Consider the following 22,622-nt stretch of genomic DNA (forward strand, 5'->3'; position numbering starts at 1 on the left):
GGCGGACCCCGGGAGGTCCTCACTCCTCTTCTCGTCCCTTTTTCGCAGTCGAAGCGTCGACTCCTCTCAGAAAAGAGACACCCCCCGTGAACCCCGAACGCTCCCGCCGGCTCCGGCTCCGGCTGCTCCTCGGCTCCCTCGTCGCCTCCCTCCCTCTGGTCGCCACGTCCCTGACTCCCGCGATGGCGGCGACCGGCCAGATCACCGGCATCGGCGGCAAATGCGTCGACGTCGCCGCCGCCAACTCCGCCAACGGCACCCAGGTCCAGCTCTACACCTGCAACGGCACCGCGGCCCAGTCGTGGAACGTCGGCACGGACGGCACGATCCGCGCCCTCGGCAAGTGCCTCGACATCGCCGCCGCCAACAGCGCCAACGGCACGAAGGTGCAGATCTACGACTGCAACGGCTCCGCCGCCCAGAGGTGGACCGCGAACTCCGACGGCACCCTGCGCGCCCTCGGCAAGTGCCTCGACGCCACCGGTCCCAGCTCGGCCGACGGCACCCCGCTCCAGATCTGGGACTGCTTCGCCGGCTCGAACCAGCGGTGGACGCTCCCGAGCGGCGGCGGCACCAACCCGCCGCCCACCGGCGCCAAGATGCCGGGCGCGCCGTACCTCTACATGGGCTGGGGCAGCCCGCCCAGCGCGACCTCGGTGATGAGCGCCACCGGCGTCAAGTCCTTCACGATGGCGTTCATCCTGTCCGGCGGCGGGTGCAACCCGATGTGGGACGGCGCGAGGCCGCTGACCGGCGGCGTCGACGCGCAGACGATCTCCGCCATCAAGAACGCGGGCGGCAGCGTCCAGGTGTCGTTCGGCGGCTGGTCCGGCAACAAGCTCGGCCCCAACTGCTCGTCCCCGTCGGCGTACGCCAACGCGGTCCAGCAGGTCATCAACGCGGTCGGCCCGGCCGTGGTCGACTTCGACATCGAGAACACCGACGAGTTCTCCAACTACACGGTCCAGGACCGCATCCTCAACGGCCTGAAGATCGTCAAGCAGAACAACCCGAACGTCAAGATCGCGCTGACCTTCGGCACGAGCACCACCGGCCCGACCGGCGACGGCGTCCGCCTGATCAACCAGTCGAAGGCGCTCGGCGTGCCGGTCGACGCCTACACGATCATGCCGTTCGACTTCGGCGGCGGCTCGAACATGTACCAGAGCACGGTCAACGCGGCTGAGGGTCTGAAGAACCAGCTCAAGAGCACCTTCGGCTGGTCCGACGCCCAGGCGTACGGGCACATGGGCATCTCGGGCATGAACGGCGTCTCCGACCAGCAGGAGGTGACCACGCAGGCGACCTGGACCCAGATCCGGGACTACGCGAACTCCAAGGGCCTCGTCCGCCTGGCCTTCTGGTCCGTCAACCGGGACCGCCCCTGCGCGGGCGGCGGTCTCCAGGAGACCTGCAGCGGCCTCGGCGGGAGCAACTGGGACTTCTCCCGCATCACGGCCGGCTTCTAGCCGATTTGTGTGAGTTGTTCTGATCCCTGGAGAATCCTGGTGCGGCGCCTGCCGTACCAGGATTCTCTGTTCTCGCGAGGAGTGGCACCGTGACGGTGTTGGCGAACGTGGCGGTGACCGTGATGGCGCTGCTCCACCTCTACATCCTGGTCCTGGAGATGTTCGGCTGGACCTCGCCGCGCGCGATGAAGGCCTTCGGCACCGACCCCGAGTTCGCGGAGAAGACCCGGGTCCTGGCGGCCAACCAGGGGCTCTACAACGGCTTCCTCGCCGCCGGCCTGGTCTGGGGCCTGATCGCCGCCGATCCCGTGGGCTTCCAGGCGAAGGTCTTCTTCCTCGTCTGCATCGCGGTGGCGGGACTCTACGGCGCCGCGACCGCGAGCCGCCGGATCCTGTTCGTCCAGACCGTCCCCGCTCTGGTCAGTCTGCTGCTGGTCCTGCTGTCCAGGTGACGGTGGAGCCGCCGGCGCGCAGCGTCGGCACCCCCGCGGCGAACGCGGCGAGGCACCGCCGCAGCGTGGGCAGGAAGGGCGGGCAGGCCGCGCCGAGCTCCGGGTCCTGCGCGTAGAGCTCGACGAGTGTGGCCGACGGATTCGAGACCGGGTAGAGCGTGCCGGCGAAGGCTGTGGCCACCCCGACCAACTCGATTCCTTCGGCCTCCGTCAGATCGGGGTGCACCCGCGCGACCTGCGCCCCGAGATCGGCGATCACACCGAGCACGACCCGCTTGAACGCCCGGGCCGCCGGAACCGAGATGTTGTGCTCCAGGTTCGTCGACATGTGGCTGAGCAGGTCGCAGAACAGCGGGCGCTCGGCCAGCGTGTCCGTCAGCGCGGCGAGGACGTCGTCAGGACCGGCCGCGGTCCGCAGGCGCTCGGAGACCGTGTGCCGCCACTCGCGCCAGGCCTCGGCGGCGAGTTCGAGGTAGATCTCCTCACGGGTGCCGAAGTAGCGGACCACGTTCGACTTCGCCAGGCCCACGGCGGCCGCGACGCCGCCCAGGCTGACGTTGCGGACGCCGGACGCCTCGGCGAGGGCGCGCGCCGCCTCCAGGATCGCCTCACGCCGCTGTTGTTTGTGCTCCGGTCGCCTGGCCCGGACGAATTCCTGCTGTGTCATGACCCGGCAAGCATACGCCGCGCTAAAAGAACGCCGTCCTCTTGTTAAGGCAACGTCGTTCTGTTAACGTCTGCGCCATGCAACAGTGGACGTCAGGAGGGGGACAGCCCGTGGTCGAGATACGAATGCGCGTGAACGGAGTCATGGAGGCCCTCGACCTGGAGCCGCGGGTCAGCCTGCTCGACGCGCTGCGCGAGCACCTCGGGCTGACCGGCACGAAGAAGGGATGCGACCAGGGCGCGTGCGGCGCGTGCACGGTCCTCGTCGACGGCGAGCGGATCAACTCCTGCCTGGCCCTGGCCGTCCAGTACGACGGCCGTGAGATCACCACCATCGAGGGAGTGGGCGACGGAGAGCGCGCACACCCCCTCCAGTCGGCGTTCGTGCGCCATGACGGCTTCCAGTGCGGTTACTGCACCTCAGGCCAGATCTGCTCCGCCATAGGGATGCTGGCCGAACACGGGTCGGGGGCGCCGAGCGCCGTCACCGAGCACCTGTCGGCGGACACGATCGAGTTGTCCGACGCCGAGATCAGGGAGCGGATGAGCGGCAACCTGTGCCGCTGCGGCGCCTACAACGGCATCGTCGGCGCGATCAGAGAAGCCGCCTCGGGCGAGGCCGGGCGCGACGTGATGGAGGCAGTGCGATGAAGGCGTTCTCCTACGTGAGCGCCACCGACGTCGCGGCGGCGTTGCGGGCGATCTCCACCGAGCCCAACGCGAAGTTCCTCGGCGGCGGCACGAACCTCGTCGACCTGATGCGCGAGGAGATCGAGCAGCCGGACACGATCATCGACATCACCCGGCTCCCGCTGTCCGGCATCGAGGAACTGCCCGGCGGCGGGGTCCGGATCGGCGCCATGGTCCGCAACAGCCATCTGGCGGCGCACCGGCTGATCAGGACGCGTTATCCGATGTTGTCCCAGGCCGTCCTCACCGGGGCCTCGGCCCAGTTGCGCAACATGGCGACGGTGGGCGGGAACCTGCTCCAGCGCACCCGCTGCCTCTACTTCTACGACGGCGCCGCCGCGTGCAACAAGAGAGAGCCGGGCCGGGGGTGCGACGCGATCGGCGGGTTCACCCGAAACCACGCCATCCTGGGCGCGAGTGAGGCCTGCGTGGCGACGCACCCCTCGGACATGTGCGTGGCGCTGGCCGCGCTCGACGCGACCGTCGTGGCCGAGAGCGTCCGCGGCGTCCGCCGCATCCCCATGACCGAGTTCCACGTGCTGCCCGGTGAGACGCCGGACATCGAGACGACGCTGGCCGCCGACGAGCTCGTCACCGCGGTCGAACTGCCGGACCTCCCCGTCGCGGCCACCTCGGCCTACCGCAAGGTCCGCGATCGCGCGTCGTACGCGTTCGCGCTGGTGTCCGTCGCCGCGGCCCTGGAGACGAGCGGCGGTGCGGTGTCCGCCGTACGGCTGGCCCTGGGCGGCGTCGCCGCGAAGCCGTGGCGTGCCTACCAGGCCGAACAGGTTCTGCTTGGCGCACCGGCCACCGACGAGACGTTCGAACGGGCGGCGGACGCCGAGCTCGCGCCCGCGGTCGCTCAGTCGCAGAACGCGTTCAAGATCGAGCTGGCCCGTCGCGCGATCGTGGCGACGCTGCGCCGGCTGCTCACCGAGGGGAGCGCGGCATGACCCAGGCACCCGTGCACAGCCGTCCTGCGCCGGCGACGGCGGAACGCATCGTCGGCAAGCCGATCGACCGTGTGGACGGCAGGGCCAAGACGACCGGGGCGGCGCGCTACTCGGCCGAATATCCCTACCCGGACATCGCCCATGCCGCGCTGGTCCACGCGACCGTCAGCCGCGGGCGCATCGCCGGGATCGACGCCGCGGCCGCCTCGGCCGTTCCCGGCGTGCTCGCCGTCATCACGCACCTGAACGCGCCGGCAATGAAGCCGCCGCCGCCGGTCAGCATGATGAACCTGAGCTCGCTCGCGTCCGGCACGACGGTCAACTACCTCAACACCGACGAGGTGCACTGGGACGGCCAGCCGGTGGCGGTCGTGGTCGCGGAGACCCTGGAGGCGGCCCAGCGGGCGGCGTCGCTGGTCGAGGTCACCTACGAGACGCTGCCCGCGACCTTCGACTTCGCCGCCGAGGAGAAGAACGCCAAACCGCAGAAGAGCGACCTCGTGCAGTCGGGCGGAGCCACGAAAGGCGACGCGGAGGCCGCCCTCGCGGCGGCGCCCGTCTCGGTGGATCTCCGGTTCACCACGCCTCCGCACAACCACAACGCCCTCGAACCGCACGCCACGACCGCGGCGTGGGACGGCGACCGGGTCACCGTCTACGACGGCGCGCAGAACATGTACTGGGTGCGCGACAACCTGGCCCTGAAGTTCGGCATCCCGGCCGCGAACGTGCGGGTGATCTCGCCCTACGTCGGCGGCGCCTTCGGCGGCAAGACGATGGTCTGGGCCGGGACGATCCTCACGGTGCTGGCGGCGCGGGTCACGGCCCGGCCGGTGCGCCTGATGCTCACGCGCGAGGGGGTTTACCGCACGGTCGGCGGGCGCACGCCCTCGACGCAGCGGGTCGCCCTCGGCGCCGAGGCGGACGGCAGGCTCACCGCGCTCGTCCACACCAGCGTGACGCGGCTCGGCCGGGTCGGCGGCGGACCCGAGCAGGTCACCTCCCAGTCGCGGCACCTCTACGACGCCGAGAACATCCTGGTCCAGCAGAACCTCGTGAAGCTCGACCTGCTCCCGAACACCGTGATGCGCGCCCCCGGCGAGTCGATCGGCACGTTCGCACTGGAGTCGGCGATCGACGAACTCGCCGGCGAGCTCGGCATGGACCCCATCGCGCTGCGGATGCGCAACGAGCCGGAGCGCAACCCGATCGACGGCAAGCGGTTCGCCCACCGCATGTTGCGCGAGGCCTACGCCCGGGGCGCGGAGCGGTTCGGCTGGTCGGAGCGCACGCCGGAGCCCGGCTCGATGCGCGACGGCAGGTGGCTCGTCGGCATGGGCGTCGCGTCGGCCTACCACCCGTCGTGGCAGTTCGCCGCCAACGTCACGGTACGGCTGTCGGCCGACGGGACGGTCGTGGTGCGCTGCGGCTTCCACGAGATGGGCATGGGCGGCGCGACCGCCCAGGCGCAGATCGCCGCGGACGCGCTCGGCGTGCCGTTCGAGGCCGTCCGAGTGGAGTACGGCGACACCGCGCTGCCCACCGGACCGGGAGCCGGCGGCTCCGGCCAGACCGCCAGCATCGCGGCGAGCCTGGTGAGCGCGTGCGACAAGCTGAAGCGTTCGGTCCTCGCCCTCGCCAGGCGGTCGGGGGACTCGCCCCTGCGGGGACAGCGGATGACCGGCGTCGAGGCCAGGGACGGCGGGCTCTACCGCACGGGCCGGCCGGGCCTCGGGGAGACGTACGCGGCGATCCTGACCAGGGCCGGCCGCGACTCGGTGGAGGCCAGGGTCGGCTCCGACACCCGCGTCGGCGCGATCGCCGGCCAGGTCCGGTTCATGTCGAAGCTGATGCTCGACCGGCGCCGCTGGGTGAAGGCGGCGTCCGGTGCGCAGTTCTGCGAGGTGCGTGTCGACCCGGACACCGGCGAGGTACGGGTGTCCCGCTGGGTCGGCGTGTTCGACGTGGGGACGGTGATCAACGCGAAGACGACGGCCGGCCAGTTGCGGGGCGGCATCGTGATGGGCGTCGGCATGGCGTTGTCGGAGGAGACGCTCGTCGACCCGAGGAACGGCCGGATCATGAACCCGAGCCTCGCCGAGTACCACGTGCCCGTGCACGCGGACATCCCCTCGATCGACGTCTCCTGGCTGGACGAACCCGACCCGACCATGCCCCTCGGGCTGATCGGCGTGGGTGAGGTGAGCATCACCGGAGCGGCCGCGGCGATCGCCAACGCCGTCCACCACGCGACGGGGAGGCGCGTCCGCGACCTTCCCATCACCCTGGACCGGCTGCTGTGATTCAACCGTCCGGGAACGAGGGAGAGGGGTCACGATGAAGGTCGTCGTCTTCGGAGCGACCGGCATGGTCGGTCAGGGCGTCCTGCGGGAATGCCTCCTCGATCCCGGGGTGGACGAGGTCCTGGTCGTGGGGCGCACACCGACCGGCCTCCGCGACGAGAAGATCCGCGAGGTAATACATAAGGATTTTTCGGACTTCTCCTCGCTCAAGGCGGAGTTCTCCGGCCAGGAGGCGTGTTTCTTCTGCCTCGGCGTCTCCTCCGTCGGCATGAGCGAGGACGACTATCGCCGGGTCACCTACGACATCACGCTCGCCGCGGCGACCGTCCTCGCCGAGCAGAACCCCGGCATGACCTTCATCTACGTCTCCGGCGTGGGGAGCGACGCGTCGGAGAAGGGGAGGGTGATGTGGGCGCGCGTCCGGGGCCGCACGGAGAACGCGCTGCTCCGCCTGCCGTTCGCGGGGTACGTGTTCCGTCTCGGCTATGTCCAGCCCAGGTACGGAGTCCGCTCCAAGACGCGGTGGTACCAGGTCGCGTACAGGGCCGTCGCCCCCGCCTACCCGCTCCTGAGGCGGCTCTGGCCCGGCCACGTGACCACGACGGAGAACGTGGGCAGAGCCATGATCGCCGTCGCACGGCGCGGGACGGACGACCGGATCCTGGGGAGCAGGGAGATCAACGCGGCCGCGAGTTGAGCCGGTCCGGGGCCGCACGTGCCGGCGGCGGCCCGTCAGCTCCTCGCCGGAGACGACCGGTCGAGGGGGACGCGGAGGATGAAGCGGGCGCCGCCGTCGGGTGAGTCCTCGACCGACAACGTGCCGTGGTGAGCACGGGCGATCTCCTGGGCGATGGCCAGGCCCAGGCCCGTGCCCCCGTGGGCCCGGCTCCGGGCGGTGTCCAGACGGGTGAACCGCAGGAAGACCCGCTCCCTGTCGGCCACGGGGATGCCCTCCCCGTCGTCGCTGACGATCAGCTCCGCGCCGTCGCCGGACCTGCGGACGTCGACGGAGACGGCGCCCTTGGCATGGCGTTGCGCGTTGTCCAGCAGATTGGCCAGCGCGCGGCGCATCTGCCCGGGGACGACGCCGACCATGGTGCCGGCCTCCAGGCTCAGCCGGGTCGGGTGCCGGCCCACCCGGGTGGACACCTCTCCCTCGACCAGTTCGGCCAGGTCGACGGAGACCCGGCTCTCCGGCGCGTCGGAGCCCAGCCGGGCCAGAAGCAGCAGGTCCGCGGCGATCGCCTCCAGGCGGTCGACGTCCCCCAGGGCGTGGTCGAGCATCGCGCGGAGGTCGGTCGCGTCGAAGTGGAGCACGGCGTCCTCCAGCTGCATGCGAAGTCCCGCGATCGGGGTGCGCAGCTCGTGGGAGGCGTCGGAGGCGAACTGCCGCTGCTGTTCGAGCATCTGCTCCAGCCCTCGCTGGGCGTGGTCGAGCCGGCCGAGGGTGTTGTTGATCGTTCTGGCCAGCCGCGCGATCTCGTCCTCGCCGACCGGTTCGGGAACGCGGCTGCTCAGGTCGTTGACGTTGATCGCGGCCAGCTCCGCCCGGATCACTCCCACGGGACGCAACGTCCGGCCGGTGACCTTCCAGGTCGCCCAGGCGGTGAGGAAGATCAGGCCCGCGACCTGGATCGCGAACAACGTGTCGAAGATCCCTGTGGACATCGGGCTGGACACCCGTTCGCCCACATAGACGACGTAGGGACCCGGCGTGGTCGCCACCGCGGCCGCCGGGCTCACGGGGGTCGCCGACGCGCTCGTCGGCGTCACGGACGCGTTGGGCGGGGTCGTATTCGGCGGGGTCGTATTCGGCGGGGTCGCGGAGCCGCCGGGCGAACCGGTCGCGGGGCTCTGCATCGGAGGACCCGACGTGAGCACCGCCTCCAACCGGACGCAGCCGACACGCGGCAGCCCGCAGGTCTGCACGTCCAGCCGGGGTTCCTGCCTGGTCGGCCACGCGTCGGTCATCGGCGCGAGGGCCTTGGCGGCGGCGGACGAGGCCACGACATGGTGGTCAGAGGCCACGACCTGGATGAGGTCGGCTCCCGTGACACGGGGAGTGATCGGATTCGTCAGGCGTCCGGCGCGGATGTCCGCCGCCGTGATGGCCGCCTGCGCGTGCGCGTGCTCCCACTCCATGTCGGTCAGCCGTTGCCGCGCCACCGCGGCCGCCGCCACTCCTCCGGGCACCAGCAACAGAACCGCGAAGAAGGTGATCAGGGCGGTCACCCGCCCCCTGATCGACCGCGGTCGCAGCCGCAGGTGTCGTAGCGACGGAGGCATAAGGTGCCGGCACACCTCCTCACGGGTCTCGCTCAGGATTCTGGTTGTCGGGGTCGGGAACGTTCGGGTCGTGCTCCCGGGAGTCAGGAGCCGTCGTGCCCGCAGGGGTGAGGGATCTGGCGGAGGGCTTCACGGCGGAACCGGTACTCGTCGTCGTCGATCTCGCCGTCGACGAACCTCCGGAACAACATGTCCTCTTCCCGAGATCCCGCTCCACGTCCGGAGACGGGGACCCTGGTACGGAGAACGGCGCCCACGCCACCGATGATCGCTACCCAGAACAGGACGCTGACGATGAGAAACAACGCTTCCTGCTCGCTGATCGCTATGCCATATAGAGACATCAGCTTGCTGCACTCCCTTCTCGGTCCGACGGCCCCCCAGCCGCGGAACCAAATCGCAGTGGCGGTGGAAAGCGGTGATCGGTGATTCGACACCTGGGGCCGCCGTCCCGCCGGCGGAGCTCGATGATCCTCGTGTGTTCCACCGGAGTGGGGAACACGGTGAATCTTGACGCTGCCGCCATGACCAATAGTGGCCACATGCCCTCTGACCTGCCAGGGTGCGTTCTGCCTGGGTGCACCACTGCCACCTTAAAAGCGGCATAACGCCATAAAGTGCTTATGTGGACAGATCCAGACTTCTCGGACAATTTCTCCGAGCTCGTCGGGAATGTACGGCGATCGAGGACGTCGGACTGACCTGCGCCGGCCGACGCCGGACACCGGGACTGCGCCGGGAAGAGCTCGCGACCCTGGCCGGGGTGAGCACGGACTATCTCGTCCGGCTGGAACAGGGCCGGGAGCGCCGGCCGTCCGAACAGGTCCTCGACGCGCTGGCCCGGGCTCTGGATCTCGACGCCGACGCGGTCGAGCACCTGCACGAACTCGCCCGGCCCCGGGTCCGGCGGCGTCCGGTCACCCGGGTGGAACACGTGAGTGCCAGCCTGCTCCAGTTGCTCGGGGCATGGGACAAGAACCCGGCGTTCATCATCGACCGCTGGATGGACGTGCTCGCGACGAACGCGATGGCCGACGCCCTCTACGCCGGGCTCGAGCAGAGGGAGAACCTCATCCGGCTGACCTTTCTCAATCCCGAGGCGAAGGTCTTCTACACGGACTGGGAGAAGACCGCCTACTTCAAGGTGGCCAACCTGCACGCCTCCGCGGGCGCCGACCCGGACGACCCCTTCCTGCCGGAACTGGTCGAGGACGTCTCCCTGCGGAGCGAGGAGTTCGCCCGGTTATGGGAGCGCCACGACGTACGGCCCAAGGGCCACGAGTCCAAGCGGTTCCACATCCACGGGATCGGCGACATGGAGCTCAGCTGCGAGACCTTCGCCGTCAACAGCGCGCCCGGCCAGCAGCTCATCGTCTTCCAGGCCGAGCCGGGCAGCCCGTCTGAACGCACTCTCGGACTGCTGAACGCACGTCGCCCATGACGCGATCTCGACCGAATCGGCCGCAGCCCGTTCCCCTCCGACCGCATCGCGCGCCCGCGCCGTCGCGTTCTATGGCATGGACGCGGGGCCGTCCGGAAGGAGACGGGTGAGGCCGATGTTCCGCCCCCGTTCCATCCGCACGCGCTACACGATGATGGCGACGGCCCTGTCCCTGGTGTTCCTGACCACGATCGGCGTGAGCGTCGACCTGACCACCCGGTATCGGATCGAGGCCCACGCCTTCGAAGAGACGAAGGACGTGGCCAGCCAGTGGAGCGCGGCCGTACGCAACGGCAAGGTGCCGCACACGCTGCCCACCATGACGCGGGTCGACCTGATCCAGATCGTCGACGCGAACGGCCATGTCCTCCAGGCCAGCAAGCAGGCGTGGAACAGGCCCCCGATCAGCCGGGTCCGCCCTCCGGCGGACGACCGGTTCCAGGACCTCACCTCGTGTGAACCCGGGCGCGACTGCGTGTTGCTGTGGGCGATCCGGGTGACGCCCGCCGAGGACTCGCCGGTCGTCTACGCGGGTCTCCCCGAACCCTTCCTGCTCGCCACCCACTGGCTGGAACTCGGCCTGGCCCTGATCGCACTGCCGATCCTGGGCTTCGTGGCCTGGGCGACCTGGGCCCTGGTCGGCCGGACCCTCCGTCCGGTGGAGACGATCCGCGCACGCATGTCGGAGATCACCGGCACCGACGTCAGCCTGAGGGTGCCGCTGCCGCCCGGCCGGGACGAGATCGCGATGCTCGCGCGCACCGCCAACCAGACGCTCGACCGGCTGGAGATCGCGGTCAAGCAGCAGCGCCGGTTCGCCTCGGACGCCTCGCACGAGCTGCGGACGCCGATCGCGGGCCTGCGGGTGGCCCTCGAGGACGCGATCGCGCATCCCGAGGACGTCGACGCGCAGGAGACGCTCCGCACGGCGTTGTCGACCACGAACCGGCTCGAGGCGATCGTCGGCGACCTGCTGGTGCTGGCCCGCCTGCGCGCCAGCGACCCCGAACCGCCCGAGCCGATCGATCTGGCCGCCCTGGCGAAGGAGGCGTCGACCGGCCCGATCGACACCGTGCCCGTGCACGTGAGCGCGACCGGTGACGTACGGGTCAGCGGCTCCCGCATCCAGTTGATGCGGGTCATGGACAACCTGCTGAACAACGCCAGGCGCCACGCCGACAGCAGTGTCGAGGTGACCGTGGAGTCGGAGAACGGCCAGGCCGTCCTGAGCGTGACGGACGACGGCGCGGGCATCGCCCCGCAGGACCGTGAACGCGTCTTCGGCCGCTTCACCCGCCTGGACGAAGCCCGTCGCCGCGATCCGGGCGGAACCGGCCTCGGGCTCGCGATCTGCCGCGAGATCGTCGAGGCCCACGGCGGCACGTTGCGGGTCGAGGACTCCCCCCGGGGAGCCCGGTTCGTCCTGCGCCTGCGTGCGATGGCCGACAACCCGCGGTCCAGAAGCCGGCCATAGGGGCCGGGCTCGCACGCATCACCCGCCCGCCTCGGGCCGACCGGGCGCCCTTCACAGAGCCCGGCGACCGGGCGCGGCCACTGTCTGCTCGATCAGCAGCCGGGCCACGTCGGGCAGGTGGCGTCGGCGCAGGTAGACGGCGCGCTGACGGGCCGCCCCCGAACCGCCGCGCCGGATGGCGTCCAGGGCGGCCGTCACCATGCGCAGGTCGCCGGTGGCCACGAGGCTCGGCCGGATCCGGTCGAGCAGCCCGCGGACCAGCCGCCAGGCGGGCACCCGGCTACCGGTGAGCAGGTCGAGCCCGTGTCCTTCCATGCCGTCTCGAGCAGCCCGCCAGTAGGCGGCCCGCAGCAGCGTCTGGTCGATCTGGGGGGCCGCCCTGCCCTCCCGTACGTCGAGCAGGGCAGTCGCGGCGAGCGCCCGCACGAGCGCGGCGAGCAGAACCGTCTCTCCCACCGTCGCGCAGACGTCGGCGGCACGGAACTCCAGCGTGGGCACATGATCGGAGATCCGGATGAGCCAGTACACCATCCCGCGATCCATGATCGCCCCGCTCGCCCGGAGGCCTGCGACGAGGCTCTCGTAGTGCGCGAACGAGTGGAAGAACGGCGACGGCTCCGCGCTCGGCCATCGGCCTATCAACATCGTCCGCCAGCTGGCGTATCCGGTGTCGAGTTCGTCGGCGATCGGCGAGTTGACCGTCAGCGCGAGCAGCACCGGCAGCCAGGGGCGGGCGTGGTTGCTGACCTGCACGGCCTCCTCGTGATCGTCCATCCCGATGTGGACGTGGCACCCGCAGACGCCCTGCCCGCGGATGACGGCACGGAACTCCCGGGCGATGTCGTGGTAGCGGGGGGACCGGCTCAGCGGCGGGACTCCCCCGTTCCCGCTCAGCGCCGTCCCGCAGGCGACCAGGCCCAGGCCCGACTGCGCGGCCGCCGCCGCGGCGGCCCTGCGCAACTCGAGCAGGTCGTCGCCGAGATGGTGCAGATCGGTGTGGACCTCGGTGTTGCTCTCGACCTGGAAGCGGGTCAGCTCCGGAACCAGGCGGGTCGCGATCGGACCCCGGACACGCCCGCGTACGGCCTCGGCGCCGGGGACCACCCGTCCCGTCTCCGGGTCCAGCAGCAGGAACTCCTCCTCCACTCCCATCGTGAGCCTCGGTATCGAGGCCGCCGGAGTGGAGACGACGGAAGGCGCTCTCGTACCGCGGGAACCGACGACCGTCGTCACGGCGGGCCGCTTTCCCGCCGATCACACGTGGTTCGGGCCGACATCGATCGGCTCGCGACTGGTGATCGCATCTCGATCTCTCTTCTGGATTGATGGAACCGGTCATGTCGGCGTCATGGTCCCCGTGTCCATGTACGGCGGGGGCTCCCGGCTACCGGAGGTGATCTTGGGCTTGTCGGCGTACGAACCTGCCGTCAACGACATCGACGACATCGCCTACCGCGCCCTTATCCCGACTAGAAGCTACAAATCACCCAAAAGCTCAAAGATGACCCCAACCACTGGCCTGCAGGCCGTCCGAGGCCCGGCGACGAGCCCGGTCGAGGACGAAAACAGGGGAAAGCGGGCGAAAGTAGTCACATGTCGTCACGTGCAGTCACACACGGTCGCGCGTCTATCCGGGAGGCGTCGTCCACGACTCTGTGAAACGACCCCCAACAGCCCTGCGGCGGGCCCCGGTCAAGCGTTGACGTTGGTCCTCGTTATCGTCGTGATCCCGTAAATCGGGCCGTATGGAGGACCTGCTCGGCTTAACCTGGGGCCCGCGACCACAGGTACGTCACCAGCGCTACTTGAGGTATGCCCATGACGCGGCGGCAACCGCGATCAGAATGCAGAGGCGGATGGTCCGGGGTGTGCTGTCGACCACATCCCGGACCACTCTCGCCACCTCCCCCACCCAGGAACCGAACTCCGGGTCGCGACCCCGCCCGTCACGACCACGCCCCCCGCTTTCACGAGGCCGAATAACCGTCATTGTGACCACCCCCCGATTTGACGCTATTAGCGGCTTTAGCCGCAAATACGGTTAAAGGCCCAATCGGGAACCCTGTTTCCGTCGGGGCCCGCCCTCAAGTCGCGGGAATACCGCGCCCTCGTGCCGACCCGGCGGAGGGGATTCCGGACCTTCCATTTCATGGTCACAGGTAACACACCGTGTACGCAATGGATTCGAGCGGCATTCTAGGGTCCATACGCAGAGTGACGACAAAATCACCAGACGTCTATCTACTTACGTCCACCTTTGTCCCAGAAAAGGGGGATTTCGTGTCCGATATGTCCGTCGGCCTTTTCCGGAAATTGGGATAACGACGCGACACGCCGTTCCAGACGAGGAGAGACGGCAGAACATCCCCCGTCACCCTGCGTGGATCCACGCGGCCCCCGCCGCATGCGCGGCAACCCCGTGGCGCACGCGCTTTCGCGCGCGAAACGGCCCCGTTTCCGCCGTGAACCGGGCACCGGTCACGGTCCGCGGCCAATCGTTTCGGCGAACGCCAATCGTTTCGGCTTTCCCCTCGGAACACGCGAAGTGAGGCCTTCCGCGCGACGCCGCCATCGGGCTCGTAACAGAAAGTGATCGTCCCGGTACGTACCGACATCGAAATGGTAGCCGTACAGTAACCGGCCCTATTCGCGGCTCGCTACGTTTACGCCGGGTTAATTGGGGCTCGCAATCGTGCCTTCGTAGCCGGAACAAGATCCCTTCCGGCGGGACGAAGGGCACACAACATGAGCCACGGGCATTCACACCCCCACGGTCATTCGCACGACCACGATCACACCCACGGGCACACCCACGAGCACGCCCTCGACCAGGGCGACATGGCGCCGGTCATCGACATGTCGATCCCGGACGCCGAGCTCTCCCCCAGCCAGGTGTCGCGTCGTCAGATGTTCCGCCGCGCCGGACTCATCGGCGCGGGCATCACCGCGGCCGGCGTCCTCGGGACGCAGGGCCAGGCGGCGGCCGACTCAGACGACAAGTCCTGGGGACGTAGCAACTGCGAGCCCAGGGACGGCTACCTGTGGCTGGCGGGCGACCACCACATCCACACGCAGCACAGCTCGGATGGCATGTACCGGGTGATCGACCACGTCCAGCACGCCAACGCGTACGGCCTGGACTGGATGGTCATCACCGACCACGGCAGCGTCGCCCACGCCAAGATCGGCGTCGACAAGGTCAACCCCGACATCGTCGCCGCGCGGAAGGTCATCAAGGACACCCTGGTGTTCCAGGGCCTCGAGTGGAACATCCCGGGCGCCGAGCACGGCACGGTCTTCGTGGCCCCCGGCCGCAACGAGGTCTCCACGCTGAAGGAGTTCGAGAACTCCTTCGACGGCTCGGTCAAGAGCGCGACCTCCAGCACGCCGCAGAACGAGGCCCTCGCGATCGCCGGCCTCAACTTCCTGGCCGACGCGGTCAAGAGGCGCCGCGTGGACGACGCGCTGTTCCTCGCCAACCACCCCGCCCGCAAGGGCCTCGACTCGCCGCACGAGATCCGCGGCTGGCGCGACGCGCAGCCGACCATCGCGGTGGGCATGGAGGGCGCTCCCGGCCACCAGGCCGCCGGCATCCCCAAGCCGAACGGTCCCGGCGGCGGCCGCGGCTTCTACGACAGCACCCCGGGCGCCGACTCCTGGCCCGGCTACCCGCCGGAGAGCTACAAGACCTTCGGCGGCTTCGACTGGATGACCGCGACCGTGGGCGGCCTGTGGGACAGCCTCCTGGCCGAGGGCAAGACCTGGTGGATCACCGCGAACTCCGACGCGCACACCGTGTACCAGGACACCAGCCTCCGCGGTCCGAACAGCGACTTCGAGGCCAACGGCCGTTACAACGACCCGGTCTACGGGGGCGGCCCGGTCCTGACCCAGGGTGACTTCTGGCCGGGCTACTACAGCCGGACCCACGTGGGCGCCACCGACTTCGGCTACGGCGCGATCATGGACGCCATCCGCGCCGGCCGCATCTGGGTCGACCACGGCGGCCTGATCAGCGGCCTCATCGTCCGCGCTCGCACGTCGGACACGCGCGGTGTCACCCTGGGTGGCGCGCTGCACGTCCGCAAGGGCACCAAGGTCGAGGTCTCCATCGAGATCACCCTGGCCAACCGTCCGAACTGGGCCCAGGAGGTGCCGACCCTCGCTCGGGTGGACGTCATCCAGGGCGACGTGACCGGCCCGGCCTCCGACAAGGACACCTTCACCACGCCGAAGACGAAGGTCGTCAAGTCCTTCGAGGTGAACAAGAACACCGGCACCGTCACCTTCAAGTACAACGTCGGCGCCGTCGACCAGCCGATCTACGTCCGGCTCAGGGGCACGGACGGCAAGCGCTCGGCCCCCGGCCTGCTCGGCGCCTCCGTCGACCCGCACGGCCCCGCGATCGACGTCTTCGGCGACGCCGACCCGTGGAAGGACCTCTGGTTCTACAGCAACCCGATCTGGATCCTGCCCCGCCGATGACGACGCCGATGATCCTGGGCATCGACTCCGGATCACGGACGGTCACCGAGGCCGAGCACCTTCTCCACACCGTGGTGGAGGTGCTCGGCCTGCCGTCCGACGTGGTCGGATGCACCCATTTCGTGTCGACGGGGACGCCTCACGTGGCCTGCTCCCTGACCGTCCCCACGCAGGTCGACCTGGCCCTCCTCCCGGAGGGCGTGTCCGCTTCGCTGGGCGAGAGCCGTACGGGCTCGGACCCGGACGGTGCGGCGCTCGCGGCGGCGGCCCACGCGTCGCGGGCGAGCGGCCGGATCGTCATGTTCCCCGGCAGGGACGAACTCGTGGGCACGCTGACGGTCGGCGAGCTGCTGGAGCGGTCGGCCGTCGCGAGGGTCCGCGTGCTCGCGCAGTCGGAGCCGGCGGACGCCGAACTCGCGGTGGCGACCAACGACTTCGTCCGGCCCGTGTGGGAGGACGGCGTGATGACCCTGCTCACCATGCCGGCCTCGGGCGGGATGCTGATGCCCGCTGAGGTTCCCAACCCCACCCCCTGCTGCGGCGACCACGGCTGATCCACGGGCTGATCACACGGGCTGATCACACGGGCTCATCCTGGGCTGATCCATGGGCTGATCACACGCGCTGATCACACGGCGGGAAATGCGTGTGATCTTCGTGGGGATTCGCGATAGAACGGGCTGCTCCGCAGGACAGGCGACGAGCGGTCCACGACGCGAATGGAGTCCGGGTGGCGAGCGAAGGCAGCGCAGATGTGAGTCTGGGAAGGGTCGCCGACCTGGTGACGCCGATGGCGGTCCGGGTGGCGGCGACCCTGCGCGTCGCCGACCACATGACGCATGGACGGCGGACGGCGAAGGAACTGGCGGAGGCGGTGAACGCCGACGCCGACGTGCTCGATCGCCTGCTGCGGCACCTTGTGAGCGCGGGAGTGCTGGCCCGGGACGGGGCGGGCGGGTACGCGCTGACCCCGCTGGGCGAGTCGCTTCGCGACGATCACCCGAGTGGGCTGCGCGAGATGCTGGACGTCGAGGGCGCGATCGGCCGGGCCGACCTCTCGTTCGTCCACCTGCTGCACAGCGTCAGAACCGGACGGCCCGCGTTCCCCGAGCAGTTCGGCCGTTCGTTCTGGGACGACCTCGCGGCCGATCCGGTCCGGACCGCGTCCTACGACGCGCAGATGGGCGCGGACGTGGCGGAGTGGGCACCGCCGATCATCTCGGCGTACGACTGGGGATCGCTCGGCCACGTGATCGACGTCGGAGGCGGAAACGGCACCCTGATGGCCGCGCTGCTGCGGGCGTACCCCACACTTCGCGGTACGGTCTTCGACCAGCCGGAGACCGCCGAGGCCGCGCGGGCCACCCTCGCCGCCGCCGGTCTCGCCGACCGAAGCGACGTCGCCGCCGGCAGCTTCTTCGACACCCTGCCGCCGGGCGCCGACGGCTATCTCCTGTCCGCGATCATCCACGACTGGAACGACGAATCGGCCCGGTCGATCCTCCGGTCCTGCGCCGAGGCGGCCGGGACCACGGGGTCGGTCTTCGTCATCGAGAAGACCGGAAGCGACGGTGAGTCCGTGAACACCGGCATGGACCTGCGGATGCTCGTCTATTTCGGCGGCAGGGAACGCGGCGTCGGCGAACTCTCCGCCCTGGGGGAATCCGCCGGGCTCACGACGGTCGCCGTCCACCCTGCCGGGACGTTGTCGATCGTCGAACTGGCCGTGCGTTAGCCCGCTCAGGCGCCGAGATCCCGGGCGATGTTGTCCAGGCAGTGGGTCAGCGAGGCGAGCCGCTCCTCGGTCACCGGCTGGCCGGAGAGCACCCCGGGGATGTCCTCCCGCCGCACGATCACCAGCGTGCGGCGAGGCTTGGCACCACCCGCCGCCGCTTCCTCGATCTCCCGCTCGATCTCGTCGAGTGAGCGGATCACGCACTCCCCCCGGACGAAGACCAGGGCCACGTTCGGATCAGCGGACTCGATCAGCCGTCTGACACATTCCTGATCGACGATTGACATCGGAGTCCTCCCTTCGTGTACGGCGGGTCGTGTACGGCGGGCCGCGACCGTGGAGGCCGGGCGGCCCTCCCGGCGCGCGACGCCCCACCCGCAGGCCCGGGCCCCTCAGGTGCCGACACTCGGTACTGCCCCGGGCCCCGACTGGTATGCCCTCCGGCGCGGCCGGCTACCGTCGCCGTCCGTCGCCGACGGCCGGCTCCTTCATCCGGTCATGTAGTCCTGAGACCGACGCGAGCGGCGGGGTGGCCATCCCCGCCCCTCCGTGCACGCCCTCGATCAGCTCGCGCAGGGCGTCAGTGGCCGTACGTCGGGGACGCCAGCCGAGCACGGTCCGGGCGCGGGTCACGTCCATGATGGGAATCCGCAGGGCCATCTCGACCAGGCCCGGCGACGCCGGAATCAGGTGCAGATGCCAGCCGGCCGCGATCACCGACCTGGCCAGCCATGGCGGCACGGGCATCCGGCGGGCGCCGAACAACTCCGCCAGGACCTCCGGGTCTATGACGGGATCGGCGGCGAGGTTGAACGCGCCGGAGACGGGCCGGGTCACGGCCAGACGGTAGGCCTGGCCGGCGTCGTCGGAATGCAGCGCCTGGATCCGGAGTCCGGGGATGTCCGGGATCAGTGGGATGAGCCCGGGCCGTACGAGTCTCTGGGGCAGCAGCGGGCCGGCGAACAGGCGGCGCTGCTCGGCGGCGGATTCGCGCTTGAAGGTGAACCCAGGGCGCATGCGGACGACCCGAATGTCGGGATGGTCATTCTCGAAGACGTCGAGGACCCGTTCGAGATAGGCCTTCTCCCGCGAGTACGCCGCGTTGGGCCAGCCGTGAGTGGGCCAGGTCTCGTCGACCGGCCCGTCCTTCGGCCCCGGCGAGTAGGCGCCGACCGACGACGCATGGACGAGCGCACTCACGCCCGCCGTCGCGGCGGCCCGGAAGACGCGCATGCTGCCGAGCACGTTGCACGTCCAGGTCGTCACCGGATCATGGGTCGGCTGGAACAGCCAGGCCAGATGGATCACCGCGTCCGCCCCGGCGAAGATCTCCGTGAGGTCGTCCTTGCTCACGTCCGCCGTCCGCCAGGAGGTCTTGCCGGACCGCCACTCGGGCTGCCGCCTCGCGACCCCGACGATCGAGGTGACGGAGGGCTCGGACTCAAGGGCCGAAACCACGCTGGTCCCGACGTTCCCGGTGGCACCGACCACGATAATCCGCATAAATGATGCGTTTCCCGACCAATAGGTCGACAAACGGACAGAGTCCAGGGCGGACGTGGCGGTGCCCGGCCACTGGCTTGCGGATGACCGCCAGCAGTGCGTGTCGATCACCGCGTCCAGTCCGTCGTCATGTTCCGTCGCCATGTGCGGGGGCCTTACCCGGCGGCCCCTCAGCACGCCGTCGACCCCCACCGCGCCCGCGCGTCACGCCCTTACACCTGGGAAAACTCCCAGATCACCTCACCGGCATTTCGCCCATTGCGGGGCAGACGAAAGGTTGCACTTGGACAATCAGGGGGAATCCAGTGGTGGTACGGGAATACCGATACTCAGGAGGATCAAGTTCTCATTTATGGTCAGAGAGGCGGCAGGGAAAGATGGCTCAGATCGTCGGTGGCGGAAGCCCCGTCAATGACGCCGAACGAAGGGTCATCGCACACCTGCGAGACAACGCCCCTGACGATTGGCTTCTGCTCCACAACATCGAGATTCCCCGCGGGGCGGACCTGTTCGAGGTCGACCTCGTCGTGCTCACCGGCCACTCGCTCTGCGTCATCGACGTCAAGGGCGCACGCGGCCGCTTCGAAGTGGCGGGCACTCGGTGGTTCCCCCAGCACAGGGAGGCGTTCGGCTCCCCTGTGGCCAAGCTCAGGGGGACGGCCCGGGCGCTCAAGGGTGTCCTGATCGACGAACACCGCGAACTCGAGCGGCTGTATGTGGACAACATCGTCGTGCTGACCGCCCCCGGCGCCGTAGTGATCGACCCCAGTGGCCGCGACGCACGGCACGTCACCGACCTGACCGGCCTGGTCACCATCTTGAGCGACGTCTCCCGCGTACGGCACGGCTGCAGTCGAGACGCCACGCCGTACCGGACGGCGGTCATCGAGGCGCTCAACGGAACCGTGCGCCGGCCGACGGCACCGCCCCGGTTCGGCAACTGGGAGGTCGAGGAGCAACTCGGCGGCGACAGCAGGGTCACCGAATACCGCGCGGTCAACGCCACGGCTCCGACCAGCGAGACGGTCCTGCTCCGGGTCTATCGGGCCGATCCGATGGCGGAGCAGCAGCGACGTGTGGCCGAGCAGCGACGCATCGCCAACGCCTACCAGTCGCTCGCCAAGATCCCGCCGCATCCGTGCGTCGTACGGTCCCGCGACTTCTTCGCGATCGACGACGAGAGCCGGTTCGTGCTCGTTCTCGACGACGTCCACGGCCAGGCACTGCACCTGCACCTCACCGGGCATCCGCTGACGACCGAGGCCAAGCTCGACGTGCTGGAGGACATGCTGCTCGGCCTCGCCCACGTCCACGCCAACAAGGTCATCCATCGGGCGCTCACCCCGGCCTGCGTCCTCGTCACCGAGAACAGCCACGCGATGCTGACCGGTTTCGACTACGCCAAGCCGGGACCGCGCAAGCACACCGTCGCCCAGGAACTCCCCAACATCCTCGACACCCACTACGTGGCCCCGGAATGCCGGGCCAGGCCGGACCGGATGACTCCCGCATCGGACGTGTACTCGGCCGGCGTGATCGCCTTCCAGTTGCTGACCGGCCAGCTTCCATTCCCGGACCCGGACGGCGAGGCCGACGGTGGTGAGGTTCCGCCCGAGGTGATGGACCTGGTGCGGCGCATGCGCGACCACACCCCGTCGAAGCGGCCGGACGCGGCGACAGCTCGCCTCGAACTGCGCCAGGCACGCAACGCCCAGATCGGCAACCAGCGCATCGGGGAATCCTCGGCGGGCAAGCGCCGTACGGTCGTGATGGAGCGGATCCGGAACGCGGTGCGCCGTGCCTTCCGTCGTTGATCGTCTTTTCACTCATCGTCTGAGGGCGCGTTTCCCTCAGGGCGCCCGCCTTGCCCGCTGCCTGCGCCCGTCCTCGGGTACGGGCGAATCACGTCGGGACCTTGGCCCCTACAGCGGCCGTCGGGCCATGGTTAGCGTGATCACATGATTCGGGTGTTCCTCGTCGACGATCACGAGGTCGTCCGGCGGGGCGTCGCGGCGCTGCTCGAGTCCGAGGAGGACATCGAGGTCGCCGGTGAGGCGGCCACCGCCGAGTCGGCGATGGCGCGGATCCCGGCGCTCAGACCGGACGTCGTGGTGCTCGACGTGCGCCTCCCCGACGGAAGCGGGGTGGACGTATGCCGGGAGGTTCGCTCAAAAGTGCCTGATCTGGCCTGCCTGATCCTGACCTCGTTCGCCGACGACGACGCGTTGTTCAACGCCGTGATGGCAGGCGCGTCGGGATATGTGCTCAAGCAGATCCACGGATCTGACCTCGTGGGAGCGGTGCGAACCGTGGCCGCGGGAGAGTCGCTGCTCGATCCGCACACCACCGCGACCATGCTCAGGCGTCTGCGCGACCAGGCCACGAAGAAGGACCCGCTGGCCGCCCTGTCCGAGCAGGAACGGCACATCCTGGAGCTGATCGGCGAAGGTCTGACCAATCGGCAGATCGGCGAGCGGCTCTTCCTGGCGGAGAAGACCGTCAAGAACTACGTGTCCAATCTGCTGAGCAAGCTCAGCATGCAGCGCCGTACGCAGGCGGCCGCGCTGGCCGCCCGGTTGAAGGCCGATCGACAGGAATGACGGGACCTTTGCCCCTTATCCGTGTCGCTCTTGATCCAGCAGGCTTGCTCGCATGAAGCTCGACTCGGCCGGACTGGAGATCCTCTCTCGGGACGAGTGCCTGGATCTGCTGGCATCGATGGCGATCGGCAGGATCGTCTTCACCGATCATGCTCTCCCCGCCGTGCAGCCGGTGGCCTTCTGCCTGATCGACGGCAACGTCGTCATCCGCACCACCATCGGCTCCAACGTCGCGGCCGCCGCGAAGAACTCCGTGGTGGCCTTCGAGGTGGACGACTTCGACGCCGCCATGCGTGCCGGATGGACGGTCACCGCCATCGGACACGCGCGCGCCGTGGTGGAACCCGATGAGATCTCCCGGTTCTCTCTGCTCCCCCTGACGTCGTGGGCGCCCCCCAATCACGATCACTTCCTCCACTTCATCGTGATGGCACCCGAGCAGATCTCCGGTCGTCGCGTCCGCAACTGATCTCACTCCCGGTCTCCTTTCATGCCTCGTTTCGTGCCTCTGTCCGAGACACCGTCCGAGCCGTCCGAGGTGTTTCCGCGAGTGGGGCGTGGCCGC

The 22,622-nt window shown here is 69.4% G+C and carries 20 protein-coding genes; 14 read left to right on the forward strand and 6 right to left on the reverse strand.

The annotated features are described in order from the left end of the window. The first annotated feature begins 86 nt into the window (after window positions 1-86). Together Pph01_RS21125 and Pph01_RS21130 are read left to right on the forward strand one after the other, a co-directional pair. Window positions 87-1,469 (forward strand): chitinase, encoded by a 1,383-nt coding sequence (locus Pph01_RS21125; RefSeq protein ID WP_239116887.1) that lies wholly within the window; start codon window positions 87-89, stop codon window positions 1,467-1,469. A gap of 89 nt (window positions 1,470-1,558) precedes the next feature. Next, window positions 1,559-1,921, forward strand: a complete 363-nt coding sequence (locus tag Pph01_RS21130) for a DUF1304 domain-containing protein (protein ID WP_204074836.1) — start codon at window positions 1,559-1,561, stop codon at window positions 1,919-1,921. Here Pph01_RS21130 and Pph01_RS21135 read toward each other — a convergent pair. Further along, the gene (locus Pph01_RS21135) at window positions 1,890-2,588 is read right to left on the reverse strand and encodes a TetR/AcrR family transcriptional regulator (RefSeq protein WP_204074837.1); all 699 of its coding nucleotides are present in this window, start codon (window positions 2,586-2,588) and stop codon (window positions 1,890-1,892) included. The two genes, Pph01_RS21130 and Pph01_RS21135, sit on opposite strands and share 32 nt — an antisense overlap. A 125-nt stretch (window positions 2,589-2,713) precedes the next feature. Here Pph01_RS21135 and Pph01_RS21140 point away from each other — a divergent pair, with 125 nt between their 5' ends. Genes Pph01_RS21140 through Pph01_RS21155 form a run of 4 tightly spaced genes read left to right on the forward strand, consistent with a single transcriptional unit; the run spans window position 2,714 to window position 7,230 of the window. Next, complete coding sequence (locus Pph01_RS21140; protein WP_204074879.1) at window positions 2,714-3,238, forward strand: 2Fe-2S iron-sulfur cluster-binding protein; 525 nt, start codon at window positions 2,714-2,716, stop codon at window positions 3,236-3,238. Beyond that, window positions 3,235-4,230: an FAD binding domain-containing protein gene (locus tag Pph01_RS21145; RefSeq protein ID WP_204074838.1), complete on the forward strand. Its 996-nt coding sequence runs from the start codon at window positions 3,235-3,237 to the stop codon at window positions 4,228-4,230. Before Pph01_RS21140 ends, Pph01_RS21145 begins: the two co-directional genes overlap by 4 nt. Next, window positions 4,227-6,533 (forward strand): xanthine dehydrogenase family protein molybdopterin-binding subunit, encoded by a 2,307-nt coding sequence (locus tag Pph01_RS21150; RefSeq protein WP_204074839.1) that lies wholly within the window; start codon window positions 4,227-4,229, stop codon window positions 6,531-6,533. Before Pph01_RS21145 ends, Pph01_RS21150 begins: the two co-directional genes overlap by 4 nt. Window positions 6,534-6,567: 34 nt before the next feature. Further along, window positions 6,568-7,230, forward strand: coding sequence for an NAD(P)H-binding protein (locus Pph01_RS21155; RefSeq protein ID WP_204074840.1), 663 nt, complete (start codon window positions 6,568-6,570; stop codon window positions 7,228-7,230). Window positions 7,231-7,265: 35 nt separating this feature from the next. Here Pph01_RS21155 and Pph01_RS21160 read toward each other — a convergent pair whose 3' ends face one another. Further along, window positions 7,266-8,765 carry a sensor histidine kinase gene (locus tag Pph01_RS21160; protein ID WP_239116888.1) on the reverse strand — a complete coding sequence of 500 codons (1,500 nt, stop codon included), beginning with the start codon at window positions 8,763-8,765 and terminating at the stop codon, window positions 7,266-7,268. 137 nt (window positions 8,766-8,902) lie between these two features. After that, entirely contained in the window at window positions 8,903-9,163 is a 261-nt protein-coding gene (locus Pph01_RS21165) for an SHOCT domain-containing protein (RefSeq protein WP_204074841.1), read from the reverse strand. Between the two features lie 281 nt (window positions 9,164-9,444). Between Pph01_RS21165 and Pph01_RS21170 the strand changes: the two genes are divergently transcribed. Both Pph01_RS21170 and Pph01_RS21175 read left to right on the forward strand, forming a co-directional pair. Beyond that, a complete protein-coding gene (locus Pph01_RS21170) occupies window positions 9,445-10,260 on the forward strand; it encodes a helix-turn-helix transcriptional regulator (protein WP_204074842.1) in 816 nt (271 codons plus the stop codon). A 115-nt stretch (window positions 10,261-10,375) separates the two neighbouring features. Continuing rightward, window positions 10,376-11,734, forward strand: coding sequence for a sensor histidine kinase (locus Pph01_RS21175; protein ID WP_204074843.1), 1,359 nt, complete (start codon window positions 10,376-10,378; stop codon window positions 11,732-11,734). 51 nt (window positions 11,735-11,785) lie between these two features. Here Pph01_RS21175 and Pph01_RS21180 read toward each other — a convergent pair whose 3' ends face one another. Continuing rightward, complete coding sequence (locus Pph01_RS21180) at window positions 11,786-12,886, reverse strand: carboxylate-amine ligase (RefSeq protein ID WP_204074844.1); 1,101 nt, start codon at window positions 12,884-12,886, stop codon at window positions 11,786-11,788. 1,593 nt (window positions 12,887-14,479) lie between these two features. On the opposite strand from Pph01_RS21180, the gene Pph01_RS21185 reads away from it, so the two are divergent. The 3 genes from Pph01_RS21185 (at window position 14,480) to Pph01_RS21195 (ending at window position 17,954) form a co-directional block, all read left to right on the forward strand. Beyond that, window positions 14,480-16,219 (forward strand): PHP domain-containing protein, encoded by a 1,740-nt coding sequence (locus tag Pph01_RS21185; RefSeq protein WP_204074845.1) that lies wholly within the window; start codon window positions 14,480-14,482, stop codon window positions 16,217-16,219. Next, window positions 16,216-16,773, forward strand: coding sequence for a hypothetical protein (locus tag Pph01_RS21190; RefSeq protein ID WP_204074846.1), 558 nt, complete (start codon window positions 16,216-16,218; stop codon window positions 16,771-16,773). Before Pph01_RS21185 ends, Pph01_RS21190 begins: the two co-directional genes overlap by 4 nt. A gap of 200 nt (window positions 16,774-16,973) precedes the next feature. Continuing rightward, window positions 16,974-17,954, forward strand: a complete 981-nt coding sequence (locus Pph01_RS21195; protein WP_308441907.1) for a methyltransferase — start codon at window positions 16,974-16,976, stop codon at window positions 17,952-17,954. A gap of 5 nt (window positions 17,955-17,959) precedes the next feature. Here the strand turns inward: Pph01_RS21195 and Pph01_RS21200 are convergent, their stop codons facing one another. Together Pph01_RS21200 and Pph01_RS21205 are read right to left on the reverse strand one after the other, a co-directional pair. Beyond that, the gene (locus Pph01_RS21200; protein ID WP_204074847.1) at window positions 17,960-18,241 is read right to left on the reverse strand and encodes a hypothetical protein; all 282 of its coding nucleotides are present in this window, start codon (window positions 18,239-18,241) and stop codon (window positions 17,960-17,962) included. A gap of 166 nt (window positions 18,242-18,407) precedes the next feature. Further along, entirely contained in the window at window positions 18,408-19,445 is a 1,038-nt protein-coding gene (locus Pph01_RS21205; protein WP_239116889.1) for an NAD-dependent epimerase/dehydratase family protein, read from the reverse strand. 389 nt (window positions 19,446-19,834) lie between these two features. Between Pph01_RS21205 and mads6 the strand changes: the two genes are divergently transcribed. From mads6 to Pph01_RS21220, 3 genes are all read left to right on the forward strand, one after another. After that, window positions 19,835-21,271 (forward strand): methylation-associated defense system protein kinase MAD6, encoded by a 1,437-nt coding sequence (mads6, locus tag Pph01_RS21210; RefSeq protein WP_204074849.1) that lies wholly within the window; start codon window positions 19,835-19,837, stop codon window positions 21,269-21,271. Window positions 21,272-21,415: 144 nt separating this feature from the next. Beyond that, the gene (locus Pph01_RS21215; RefSeq protein ID WP_204074850.1) at window positions 21,416-22,057 is read left to right on the forward strand and encodes a response regulator transcription factor; all 642 of its coding nucleotides are present in this window, start codon (window positions 21,416-21,418) and stop codon (window positions 22,055-22,057) included. A gap of 52 nt (window positions 22,058-22,109) precedes the next feature. Next, window positions 22,110-22,526 carry a pyridoxamine 5'-phosphate oxidase family protein gene (locus Pph01_RS21220; RefSeq protein WP_204074851.1) on the forward strand — a complete coding sequence of 139 codons (417 nt, stop codon included), beginning with the start codon at window positions 22,110-22,112 and terminating at the stop codon, window positions 22,524-22,526. Window positions 22,527-22,622 lie beyond the last annotated feature (96 nt).

Source organism: Planotetraspora phitsanulokensis (assembly GCF_016863295.1).
Taxonomy (GTDB): Bacteria; Actinomycetota; Actinomycetes; order Streptosporangiales; family Streptosporangiaceae; genus Planotetraspora; species Planotetraspora phitsanulokensis.